Genomic DNA, 12,033 nt, shown 5'->3' on the forward strand with positions numbered 1-12,033 from the left:
CCACTTTTCCCTGACAAACTCTAAAGCCAGCCTATCGCCGTGTTTCGCCCGGCGACAGGTCTCTGATGATTTGAATGCGCCATGCGTTTTGTAAAACTCATAAAAAATGTCGCTGTGCTCTAAATTTGCAGCATAATCACCCATGGAGCGTGCATGAAATCTACCGGACGATTGCCTGTCCTGCTGATGGCGCCGCCTTTGCTGGCACTGCTGGCGCTTGGGCTGGCGCCGTTGCTGGTGGTGCTGGTGTGGAGCTTCTGGTCCTGGGACCCCTTGACTTATTGGATCAAGCCGGATCTCAGCCTGGCAGGCTACGCCGCCATTCTCCAGGCCGGACGCTGGACGGTGATTGTCTCCACGCTTGCCAAGGCCTTCCTGACGGCGGTGATCTGTCTGGTTTTCGCTTATCCCGCCGCCTATGCGGTGCATTTTCTGGCTGGCCGCAGGCTGTCGGTAGTGCTCCTGGCTCTGATGACGATTCCGTTCTTCACCTCCTACCTGATCCGCTCGTTTTCCTGGCGGTTGGTGCTGGGGCGGACCGGAGTGATCAACGGTTGGCTGCAACATTTCGGTCTGACCAGCGCACCGGTCGACTGGCTGCTGTTCAGCGACTTCGCTGTCATTGTCGGGCTGGTCGCCTCTTATCTGCCGTTTGCCACCTTTCCCTTGCTGCTCGCCATGCGCCGGGTGGATGGGACCGTACTTGCCGCCGCGCAGGATCTCGGCGCCGGCTTCTGGCGCATACTCGTCACCATTCTCCTGCCGCTCACCCGGTCCGGTCTGTTTGCTGGCTTCCTGTTCGTGTTCGTCATGGTCGCTGGGTCTTCTACTGAAGTGCAAATGCTTGGCGGGGCAGGGGCCTCCATCGTGACCGTGATGATCAATGATGTGATGCGGGTGGCAAATTACCCACTGGCCTTTGCAATCTCCACCATCGTCCTGATCGTGGTGTTCGGCATGGTGCTAGTTGGAAACCGGCTGTTCGGCCTGGCGGCTCTGTTTGGGGATCGTTCGGCATGATGAGCGCGGAAGGTCGGGCAAACCAGATATTGATTTGGACCATGACGATTTTCGGCCTTGTCGCGATCTATGCGCCGCCACTTTATCTGCTGGGGGTTTCCTTCAATCCGTCGCTCCAGCCCGGCCTGCCAAACCTGTCGGATCTGACGGTGAAATGGTATGCCGCCCTTCCAGCGGAACCAGCGCTGATGGCGGCCCTTTGGCAATCAGCCAGCGTTGCCCTGTTGACGGCAACAGGCGCCACGCTGCTATCGCTTATGGCGGCGCTGGCCTATTTCGAGCTGCGAAGAACCCGCGACATATGGTTTCTTGCCGTGATTCTGCCGATGTTCGTGCCGGGTGTCATCCAGGGGCTGGCGCTGTCCACGGTGTTCAGCCGCAGCGGCATCAAGGCCTCGATCTGGACACTGACAGCCGGACACCTGCTCTGGGCCATGCCCTTCGCGTTTATCGTCATTCTCACCGGTTTTTCCGCCGTGCGGCCCGTCTTCCTGATGGCGGCAGCGGATCTCGGCGCCAGCCGCTGGCGGCAGTTTCGTGACATTACCCTGCCGCTGATCCGCCCAGGCCTGATTAGCGCCTTCATCTTCTCGTTTCTTTTGTCGCTGAACGAGTTTACCCGCGCCTTCTATCTGGCTGGGCGGCAGAATACGCTTCCGGTCGTGTTGTTCGGCAAGATGAATGGCGGCGCGTCTCCGACGATCTACGCGATGTCCGGCGCGATTTTCATCATCTCGGTGTTTTGCGTGGCTGTCATTGCCGCTTTTGCAGGCTCAAAAACCAAAGCCGGATAGTCGTCCTCAGGGCTTATATTGGTCGATCCAACGGGCCGCAGGCTCGATGCCGCCAAGCGGAAACAGATGCAGCTTGCTGATGTTGCTCTGCGGATTTTCGGCCTTGTAGGCGATCAACTGCCCAACCATGTCCGTCGGCTCATAAGGCATTAGCAGTTTGCGCAGGTCGAGCGCGCGTTTTTGCAGCACTTTCAAAGACGGCCCGACCCCGCAGGAGATTGCATATTTGATCAATGTCTGGAGCTTTGCAGGTCCGGCAATGCCGACATGGATCGGCAATCCGATCCCGAGGGCGTCGATTCGCTCGGCCCAGTCGATGATCACTTTGGCATCGAAGGCAAATTGGGTGACAATGGCCATCTGCGCATCCGTCCGGCTGGAGAAGTCGAACTTCCAGCGCAGGGCCGCATCGATTTGTGTGGTGGAGCCATCGGCATCGATATCGCGGTTGCCTTCGGGGTGGCCGGCAATATGCAGATGCGTAAAGCCGAGCCTGTCGAACAAGCCGGTTTCAATCAGCTCCATCGAACTGGAAAGCGTGCCGCGTGGCTTTGCGATGCCGCCGGCCAGCAGAAGTGCCTGGCGCACATCGGCTTCATCCCGGTATTGCTTTAACAGGTCTTCCAGTTGCGTGACATCGGCGATACTGCGAGCTGGAATATGCGGCATGACCGGAAAGCCTTGCCCATGAAGGCGCCTGGCGGTCGCGACCATGTCCTCGAAAGGTGTGCCATCGACATGGGCGATATAGATTCGGGTCCCCGCTGGCAGCAGCGCCTGAAAACTGGCGATTTTCGCTGCCGTCCGCGGAGTGACCTCAATGGACCATGCGTCCAGAAGATTGCCCTGATCGGCAGGATATTCGCGATGATCCGTCAGAACCGCTTTGTCCATCATGGTCTTTCTCCGCAATGCTCCCGCCAGTGTTTAGCATCTCCATGGCGAAAATCCGCTCTAATTTGCGACAAGCTCAAGTCACTGATGCATTTGAGATATTCGTAATATCTTCATCCGGGTGGATATGAGCTCTTTTCGGCTGGAAAAATAATGGGATGTCATCAGGTTGAAGCATTTTTCCGGGAAAAGGCCGGAGCGACTTGCCTTCAAGGGCCAGATTTCTTAAACGACCCCTTCGAATTCATGGAAAGGCGTAGCCATCGTGCTTCAGACCCCGTTTTATCTCATCGACAAGAGCAAGCTCCTTTCCAATATGGAAAAGATCGCGCTTCTGCGCGAGACCTCCGGTGCCAAGGCGCTGCTGGCGTTAAAATGTTTTGCCACCTGGTCGGTGTTCGACCTGATGCGCGACTATATGGATGGCACCACCTCGTCCTCGCTTTACGAAGTCCGGCTCGGCCGCGAGAAATTCGGCGGCGAGACCCATGCCTATAGCGTTGCCTATGGCGACAATGAAATTGATGAGGTGATTTCACACGCCGACAAGATCATCTTCAATTCGGTCGGCCAGTTGGAGCGCTATGGCGACAAGGCCTCCGGCATTACCCGCGGCTTGAGGCTGAACCCCCAGGTCAGCTCGTCCAGCTTTGACCTAGCCGATCCGGCCCGGCCGTTTTCGCGGCTTGGGGAATGGGATGCGGCCAAGGTGGAAAAGGTCATGGATCGGATCAGCGGCTTCATGATCCATAACAATTGCGAAAACAAGGATTTCGCGCTGTTTGACAGCATGCTCTCGGACATCGAGGCGAAATTCGGCTCGCTGCTGCATCGTGCCGAATGGGTCAGCCTCGGTGGCGGTATTCACTTTACCGGAGAAGATTATCCGCTGGCGCAGTTCGCCGAGCGGTTGAAGCGGTTTTCAGGCGAATACGGCGTTCAGGTCTATCTGGAGCCAGGTGAGGCCTCGATCACCAAATCAACGACGCTGGAAGTCTCGGTTCTGGATACGCTGTATAATGGCAAGAACCTCGCCATTGTCGATAGTTCCATCGAGGCGCATATGCTCGATCTGCTGATCTACCGCGAAACCGCCAAACTGGAGCCGAATGCAGGTGACCACAGCTATATGATTTGCGGCAAATCGTGCCTGGCAGGCGATGTATTTGGCGAGTTTCGTTTCCCTGAAGCCTTGAAGGTCGGCGACCGGATTTCCATCCAGGATGCCGCAGGCTATACGATGGTCAAGAAGAACTGGTTTAACGGCGTGAAAATGCCGTCCATCGCCATCCGTGAACTGGATGGCAGCATCAGGACTGTCCGCGAGTTTTCCTACGCGGACTTTGAACAAAGCCTCTCTTGAGGCTTCTGACGATTGGACAAAAGGAGTTAGTCCGCATCATGAAGAAGAACGTGCTCATTATCGGCGCTGGCGGTGTCGCCCAGGTCGTTGCGCATAAATGCGCCCAGAATAACGACGTGCTGGGCGATATCCATATCGCCTCGCGCACCAAGGGCAAATGCGACGCCATCATCGCCTCCGTGCATGAAAAGAACGCCATGAAGCAGCCGGGCGTGCTGGAAGGCCATGCGCTTGACGCCCTGGATATCGACGCCACCAAGGCGCTGATTGAAAAGACCGGCTCGCAGATCGTCATCAATGTCGGCACCGCTTTCCTCAACATGTCGGTGCTGCGCGCATGCATGGATACCGGCGTTGCCTATATCGACACGGCGATCCACGAAGAGCCGAACAAGATCTGTGAGACGCCGCCATGGTATGGAAACTACGAATGGAAGCGGGCCGCGGAATGTGAAGAGAAGGGCATTACCGCCATTCTCGGCGCTGGTTTCGACCCCGGCGTTGTCAATGCCTATGCCCGCCTTGCCAAGGATGAATATCTCGACAAGGTCACGGATGTCGATATCGTCGATATCAACGCTGGCAGCCATGGCAAATATTTTGCCACCAACTTCGACCCCGAAATCAACTTCCGCGAATTCACGGGCGTTGTCTATTCGTGGCAGAAGGGCGAATGGCAGGTCAACAAGATGTTCGAGATCGGCAAGGATTACGACCTGCCGGTGGTCGGCACGCGCCGCGCCTATCTCTGCGGTCATGACGAAGTGCATTCGCTGGCCAAGAACATGGACGGTGCCGATGTGCGCTTCTGGATGGGCTTCGGCGATCACTATATCAATGTCTTCACCGTGCTGAAGAGCATTGGTCTGCTTTCCGAACAGCCGGTCAAGTTGGCCGATGGCTCGGACGTCGTGCCGCTGAAAGTGGTCAAGGCCTGCCTGCCCGACCCGTCATCGCTGGCACCTGACTATGAAGGCAAGACCTGCATTGGCGATTACGTGAAGGGGCTGAAGGACGGCAAGGAAAAGACCGTCTTCATCTACAATGTCGCCGACCATAAGGAAGCCTATAACGAAGTCGGCTCCCAGGGCATTTCCTACACGGCTGGCGTTCCGCCGGTGGCGGCTGCCATGCTGGTGGCGACCGGCGAATGGGACGTGAAGAAAATGGCCAATGTCGAGGAACTGCCGCCACGGCCTTTCCTCAACATCCTCAACCATATCGGCCTGCCGACCCGCATCAAGGATGAAGACGGCGACCGGGCGTTGGATTTTTCGTAAGTTTTTTGAAACGGCATTGCCCGTCTCCACCCTTGGTCTTTTCCAAGGGTGGAGAAAATCAAACGTTGTTACGCGACAATCTTCAACAGCAGGCTTCCCGCAGCCAGATAGTCGCCTTCGCTTGCGACGAGACTGACGGTTCCAGCTGTTGTCGCCGTGATCTGCGTCTCCATCTTCATCGCCTCCATAACGGCGAGAAGATCACCTGCCGCAACCCGATCTCCATCCTTCACCTTGAATGATTGTACCGTGCCGGATACCGGGGCTGTGATGGCGCCTTTTTCCGGCGTGTTTCCTGTATCGCCTGCCGCTGTCTGTCCAGCATTGACTGACAGACTGCCAAGCCCGGCGAGAAGCTGGGCCGGAATGCCGAGGGCATGGCGCTTGCCATCGATTTCCACATGGGTGCGGATCAGCGAGGTGTCGATGGCTGGCTCTGGTCGCATGGCTGCTTCAGGCATGGCGGCGAAATCGGTCTCGATCCAACGGGTATGGACCTTGAAACCATCAGTGCCGATGAAATCGACGGTTTCAATGGCGGCACGGTGGAAGGGTAGCACGGTTGCCACGCCTTCGATCTGGAATTCCTTCAGGGCGCGTCTTGCCCTTTGCAGGGCCTGCTCGCGGGTGGCACCGGTGACGATCAGCTTGGCCATCAGCGAATCATAGACGCCGGGAATGGTGGATCCGGTATCCACACCACTATCGAGCCGCACGCCGGGGCCGGACGGGGCCGTAAACCGGGTGATCGTGCCCGGGGTTGGCAGAAAGCCACGGCCCGGATCTTCGGCATTGATGCGAAACTCGATGGAATGACCGCGTGGCGCGGGTGTTTGCGTGATCGCCAAGGGCAGACCTTCTGCAATGCGGAACTGTTCGATGACGAGATCGATGCCGGTGGTTTCTTCCGTCACCGGATGCTCGACCTGTAGCCGGGTGTTCACTTCCAGAAAGGAAATCGTACCGTCAACGCCCAGCAGGAATTCCACCGTTCCCGCGCCGCTATAGCCCGCTGCTGCGCAGATCGCCTTGGCGGCATCATGGATGGATTGGCGCTGCGTATCGGTGAGGAAGGGTGCCGGGGCCTCTTCCACCAGTTTCTGGTTTCGCCGCTGCAAGGAGCAATCGCGGGTGCCGAGCACCAGCACGGTGCCGTGCTTATCGGCAATCACCTGCGCTTCGATATGGCGGGGCCGGTCGAGGAAGCGCTCCAAAAAGCATTCGCCACGGCCAAAGGCGACGGTCGCCTCGCGGACTGCCGATGCGTAAAGCTCCGGAATCTCTTCCATTTTCCAGGCGACTTTCAAGCCACGCCCACCGCCGCCATGGGCAGCCTTGATGGCAACAGGCAGGCCGTGGCGCTCAGCAAAGGCAATCACCTCCTCGGCGGTGTCCACCGGCCCATCGCTGCCCGCCACCAGTGGCGCGCCGACGCTGGTGGCAATCCGCCGCGCCTCAACCTTGTCGCCTAGCGCTTCGATGACTTGCGGATCAGGGCCGATCCAGGTCAGACCGGCATCGATCACCGCACGCGCAAATTCGGAGCGCTCCGACAGAAAGCCGTAGCCGGGATGGACGGCGTCCGCGCCGGATCGTTTGGCAATGTCGATCAGCTTGGCGATATCGAGATAGGTCTCCGACGGCTTGGCACCGGACAGCCCATAGGCTTCATCGGCAAGCTGCACGAACAGCGCGTCGATATCCGGATCGGCATAGACCGCGACGGATTGCAGCCCGTAATCGCGACAGGCGCGGATGATGCGAACGGCGATTTCGCCCCGGTTGGCGATCAGCACTTTCTTCATCGGTGTCTCCTCTTTTATCACTATGCGTTCGCGGCTGGGGCATCGACAGGGGTGATGTCTGCGAAAGGGGCAATGGGCCGGAAGCGGATGCGGGCGTTGATCGGGATCTGTCCCGCAAGATCCAGATGATATTCGGCAACCGTGCCGATGACGGGATAGCCACCGGTCAGCGGATGGTCTGCCAGAAACAGCACCGGCTGGCCGCTATGCGGCACCTGAATGGCACCGGTGGCGGTGCCTTCGCTTGGCAGTTCGGCGCTGTCGATCCGCTCCAGCGGCACGTCGCCCGCAAGCCGGATACCGACGCGGCTGGATTGCGGCGTCACCTGCCAAAGCTGGTCCGTCAGCGTCGCCAGACCTTTTTCGGTGAACCAATCGGTGCGCGGCCCAAGCACGACGTCCAGCGTGACGATATCGCCTGCGCTCGGCAGATCTTGCGGTGGAGATTCATGCAGGGAAACGGCGGCGAGACCCTCGCTGTTGCCCTTCAGCGTCAGAACCGTGCCTGCCGTCACCGGCTCAGGTCCGACCACGGCCAGCGTATCGGTGGCATAGCTGCCCAGCACCGGCTGGACCGCAAAACCACCGCGCACGGCAAGATAGCTGCGCATGCCCTGTGGAGGCTGGCCAAGGCTGACGATATCGCCGGGTTCCAGCGCAATCGGCTGATAGGTTTCAGCTTGCATCACCCGACCCGAGGCATCCCGAATAGCGACCGGGCAGGGCGCACCGGTCAGCGCGATGACGGCGCGGCTATCGCTTTCAAAAGAAAAGCCACCAAGGGTGATTTCCAGACAGGGGAGGCCCGATGGATTGCCCACCACGCGATTGGCTGCCTTCAAGGCTCCCTGGTCCAGAGCACCGGAGGCGGAAACGCCCTGGCCGGTCTGGCCGAGACGGCCAAGGTCCTGGAACACCGCAGGCATGGGGGCGGCAAGCACGGTCAAATGCCCCGCGCCATTCGTCTCGGAAAGCCCATCAGCCGGATTGCTAGGGGCTTCATCGCTTGCAGGAATAACAACCGGATGGACCGCTTTTGCCATATCGGTGAAGCGCACCTGATAGCCGGGCTGAAACAGTGCTGGCGGATCGCGGCTGAGATCCCACATTTTCTCCGGTGTCACGCCGATGATTTGCCAACCGCCGGGGCTGGCCTGCGGATAGACACCGCTGAAGGCACCTGCCAGTGCCACGGCGCCAGCGGGAATGCGGGTGCGCGGGCTTTTGCGGCGCGGCACATGCAAGGCCGGGTCGCCGCCGACGAGATAGCCGAAGCCCGGCGCAAAGCCACAAAAAGCAACCGTAAACGTGCTTTCCGTATGGCGGCGGATAACCTCTTCCACGGCAAGCCCGGTCAGTTCCGCCACGTCGGCCAGATCTTCGCCGTCATAGTCTACGGGTATTTCGACCAGATGATCGGATGGGGCCAGTTTGGCGGACAGGTCGCGGGTGCTAACCTCAGCCGCCAGGGCTTGCGCGCTGATGGTCTGCGGGCGAAACCGGATCATCAAGGTCCGAGCGGCGGGTACCATTTCATCGATGCCGGGGATGGGGCTTGCCTGAAGCGAGGCGAACAGAGCCAAGGTCTCATCGAGATTGGCAAGCTCGACCAGCATCGTCGTCAGGCTGACGGGGAGAAAGCGCATCGGAACCTCAGGCGTGATAGGCGGAATCGAGAATATCGGTGATGAACATATGGCCGGGCGCATGGGTGATGGCAAAGGGGACGCCCGACGCCATTACAGCTGCTTGCGGCGTGACGCCACAGGCCCAGAATACCGGCACTTCGCCCGGCTCGATGCGGACGGGATCGCCGAATTGCGGCTTGGCCAGATCGACAATGCCGATCTGTTCCGGCGCGCCGACATGAACCGGTGCGCCATGCACAGCCGGGAACCGCCCGGAAATCGTCGCAGCATCGGCCACCCGCGAGGCAGGAATTGGCCGCATCGACACCACCATATTGCCATGCAACCGGCCTGCCGGGCGGCAGGGTTGATTGGTCAGATACATCGGCACATTGCTTTTATCTGTCATGTGGCGGATCTCGATGCCGGCCTCCACCATCGGCGTCTCAAAGGTGAAGCTGCATCCGATCAGAAAACTGACGAGATCGGGATGCTCTGCCCAGGCGGCGGTAGCGTCGGGTGTTTCCTCCGCCAGCTTGCCATCGCGCCAGATCCGGTAGAGCGGCAGATCGGTGCGCAGATCGGCACCTTTGGCCAGTTCCGTCAGATGCGAGCCGGGATCGGAAACATCAAGGACCGGGCAGGCCTTGGGATTGCGTTGCGCATAGAGCAGGAAGTCAAAGGCCCAGTCGCGCGGCAGGACGATCATATTGGCCTGGGTGAAGCCAGGGGCGACGCCAGATGTAGGTTCCACGTCTCCACTGCGATAACGGGCGCGGGCGGCACGCGCCGGTTCGACATCCCAATGCGCCAGATGCTTCAAGGCAATCATCGTCTCTCTCCCTAGAGCATGTCGCGCAAAAGTGTGCAGCGGTTTTGCGGTAACGACATGCGTAAAACAAAAACTTAAAGCGTGTTGCTTGAGGCTGATAAGCCGCAACACGCTTTAAGCAGTTACAAATGGCTGGACGGCAATGCCCTCAGCCTCGAAACGCCTGCGGATTTCCTGGGCAATGGCGACCGCGCCGGGGCTGTCGCCATGCACGCAGATTGATTGCGCTTCCACCTTGATCACGCTGCCATCGATGGCTTCCAGCGTGCCTTGGCGGGCAAGCTGCACCATGCGACTGGCGATCTTTTTCGCGTCATGCAGCACCGCGCCCGCTTCCCGGCGCGAGACAAGCTGGCCTTGCGGCGTATAGGCGCGGTCGGCAAAGGCCTCCGCCACGGTGCTCAAGCCGGACGTGCGGGCGAGATCCAGAATAGGAGCGCCTGCGAGACCCATCAGCACCAACGAGGAATCGATGGCTTTGACGGCATCGATCACCGCCTGGCCCTGACGGGCATCATTGGCGATCCGGTTATAGAGCGCCCCATGCGGCTTGACGTAGGTGACGCGGGTGTTGGCCGCCGCCGCCATGCCTTTCAGGGCGCCGATCTGGTAGATCACGTCGGCGGTCAGCTCTTCACTGGTCACGTCCATGTCGCGGCGGCCAAAGCCGACGCGATCAGGATAGGAGACATGCGCGCCGATTGACACGCCATTTTCAGCGGCGGCCTTGACGGTTTTCCAGATGCCGGACGGGTCGCCCGCATGAAAACCGCAGGCGATATTGGCGCTGGAGACCACGGCCAGCATGGCGCTATCGTCGCCCATGCTCCATGCGCCGTAGCTTTCCCCAAGGTCGCTGTTGAGATCGATGGCAGCCATGTGCGTTCCTTCCTTATCTATCGAGAACCAGCTGTTACAGGCCAAGCAGGGCAAAGATTGGCCCGACCGATTTATAGGCCATGTACCATGTCAGCGCGCAGGTGAGGACGCCGAGGATCAAAAGCCAGCGCGGATAACGATAGCCGCCCATCAGGTCGGAGCGCGCCCAGGCGGCATAGATGAAGATCGACAGGCCGATAGGCAGGACGAGACCGTTCAGGCCGCCAACGAAGACCAGCATGGCCGCGGGCGGGGTGGTGATCAGCATGTAGCTTATCAGTGAGAAGGCGATGAAGCCGACAGTGGCAAAATTGCGCTGACGCTCTGTCATGTCCTTCTTGAAGGCAGTTAGAAATGACACGGATGTATAGGCTGCACCGATAATGCTGGTCATGGCCGATGCCAGCAGCACCGCGCCGAACAGACGAAAGCCGATATTGCCGGCAGCCGCATGGAAGGCCTGGCCTGCCGGATTGGCAGCCTTACCAGACAGGTCGATGACCGTGCCGCTGGCGACAACGCCGAGAATGGCGAGAAACAGGATGTAACGTAGCACGCCGGTAATGGCGATGCCGCTGAACGCCGCGCGGTTGACGGCACCGATATTCTCAACGCCGCCCATGCCTTTGTCGAGCAGGCGGTGGGCACCAGCATAGGTAATATAGCCGCCGACGGTGCCGCCGACGATAGTGGTGATGGTGGCGAAATCAATCGTGTCGGGCAAAATGGTCTGGCGCAGCGCTTCGGCAACCGGCGGGCCGGAGACGATTGCTGCATAGAGAATGAGGGCGAGTTTGACGAAAGCCGCGACAAAGACCACCCGGTCCATGGCGACACCTGCCCGGCGAGACAGGAAAATACCGATGGCCGCAAGTGCGCCGATGGCACCGCCGATCTTCGGATCGAGATCGATCATGGCGTTAAAACCCAGACCCGCGCCGCCGATATTGCCGATATTGAAGAACAACCCGCCAATGATGACCAGCACGGCCAGCACGTAGCCTGAGCCGGGAATGGCGCTGTTGGCAATGGCCGGGGCGCGCATGCGGGTGACTGTGACGAGCCGCCAGATGTTCGCCTGGACGATGAAATCGATAATAATGGAAACGAAGATGCCGAAGGCAAAAGCTGCACCGAGCTTGACGGTGAAAGTGGCTGTCTGAGTAATGAAACCTGGGCCAACAGCCGACATCGACATCAGGAACATGGCCGATAGCAAGGCGTAACGCTTTGCCTTGGCCGATTTTGGCGTTCCCGGATCGCCGTTGGCTTCTAAATTCGTGTCTGCGGTGGCGAGCTTATTTTGCCCCATGGATTTGCTCCGTTTTATCGTCATCCGCCCCTCTGCGGATGATCCATGCAGGCAGTCTGCCACGTTTCACAATTCCGTCAATATTGTTGAACAATTTTATTTGATCGTTCTATCATTCTGTTTATTTCCTGAGCGGCTTGCCTGCGATATCGGCAGGTCATGCCAATGGTGTGGGCAAGTCTGCGCTGCTTTCCGCGCTGCCTTGCTCTGCCGGAGGGCATCGGCA

10 protein-coding genes are annotated in these 12,033 nt (G+C 59.2%); 4 read left to right on the forward strand and 6 right to left on the reverse strand.

What is annotated here, in order from left to right:
• Positions 1-153: 153 nt before the first annotated feature.
• Together AVI_RS20915 and AVI_RS20920 are read left to right on the forward strand one after the other, a co-directional pair.
• On the forward strand, positions 154-1,020 hold the full coding sequence (locus AVI_RS20915) for an ABC transporter permease (RefSeq protein ID WP_012654134.1): 867 nt from the start codon (positions 154-156) through the stop codon (positions 1,018-1,020).
• Positions 1,017-1,814 carry an ABC transporter permease gene (locus tag AVI_RS20920; RefSeq protein WP_012654135.1) on the forward strand — a complete coding sequence of 266 codons (798 nt, stop codon included), beginning with the start codon at positions 1,017-1,019 and terminating at the stop codon, positions 1,812-1,814. The genes AVI_RS20915 and AVI_RS20920 overlap by 4 nt, the downstream gene beginning before the upstream one ends.
• A 6-nt stretch (positions 1,815-1,820) precedes the next feature.
• On the opposite strand, the gene AVI_RS20925 is transcribed toward AVI_RS20920, so the two are convergent.
• Positions 1,821-2,711 (reverse strand): methylenetetrahydrofolate reductase, encoded by an 891-nt coding sequence (locus tag AVI_RS20925; RefSeq protein WP_012654136.1) that lies wholly within the window; start codon positions 2,709-2,711, stop codon positions 1,821-1,823.
• A 262-nt stretch (positions 2,712-2,973) separates the two neighbouring features.
• Here AVI_RS20925 and nspC point away from each other — a divergent pair, with 262 nt between their 5' ends.
• Together nspC and AVI_RS20935 are read left to right on the forward strand one after the other, a co-directional pair.
• On the forward strand, positions 2,974-4,071 hold the full coding sequence (nspC, locus tag AVI_RS20930) for a carboxynorspermidine decarboxylase (RefSeq protein WP_012654137.1): 1,098 nt from the start codon (positions 2,974-2,976) through the stop codon (positions 4,069-4,071).
• Positions 4,072-4,109: 38 nt separating this feature from the next.
• Positions 4,110-5,351 carry a saccharopine dehydrogenase family protein gene (locus tag AVI_RS20935; protein ID WP_012654138.1) on the forward strand — a complete coding sequence of 414 codons (1,242 nt, stop codon included), beginning with the start codon at positions 4,110-4,112 and terminating at the stop codon, positions 5,349-5,351.
• A gap of 68 nt (positions 5,352-5,419) precedes the next feature.
• Here the strand turns inward: AVI_RS20935 and AVI_RS20940 are convergent, their stop codons facing one another.
• From AVI_RS20940 to AVI_RS20960, 5 genes are all read right to left on the reverse strand, one after another.
• A complete protein-coding gene (locus AVI_RS20940) occupies positions 5,420-7,156 on the reverse strand; it encodes an acetyl/propionyl/methylcrotonyl-CoA carboxylase subunit alpha (protein ID WP_012654139.1) in 1,737 nt (578 codons plus the stop codon).
• A gap of 20 nt (positions 7,157-7,176) precedes the next feature.
• A complete protein-coding gene (locus tag AVI_RS20945) occupies positions 7,177-8,802 on the reverse strand; it encodes a 5-oxoprolinase subunit B/C family protein (protein ID WP_012654140.1) in 1,626 nt (541 codons plus the stop codon).
• A 7-nt stretch (positions 8,803-8,809) separates the two neighbouring features.
• Positions 8,810-9,616 (reverse strand): putative hydro-lyase, encoded by an 807-nt coding sequence (locus AVI_RS20950; protein ID WP_012654141.1) that lies wholly within the window; start codon positions 9,614-9,616, stop codon positions 8,810-8,812.
• Positions 9,617-9,730: 114 nt separating this feature from the next.
• A complete protein-coding gene (locus AVI_RS20955) occupies positions 9,731-10,495 on the reverse strand; it encodes a LamB/YcsF family protein (RefSeq protein ID WP_012654142.1) in 765 nt (254 codons plus the stop codon).
• A gap of 34 nt (positions 10,496-10,529) precedes the next feature.
• Positions 10,530-11,807: an NRAMP family divalent metal transporter gene (locus AVI_RS20960; RefSeq protein ID WP_012654143.1), complete on the reverse strand. Its 1,278-nt coding sequence runs from the start codon at positions 11,805-11,807 to the stop codon at positions 10,530-10,532.
• Positions 11,808-12,033: the final 226 nt, after the last annotated feature.

Origin of the sequence: Allorhizobium ampelinum S4 (assembly GCF_000016285.1) — a bacterium.
Taxonomy (GTDB): domain Bacteria; phylum Pseudomonadota; class Alphaproteobacteria; order Rhizobiales; family Rhizobiaceae; genus Allorhizobium; species Allorhizobium ampelinum.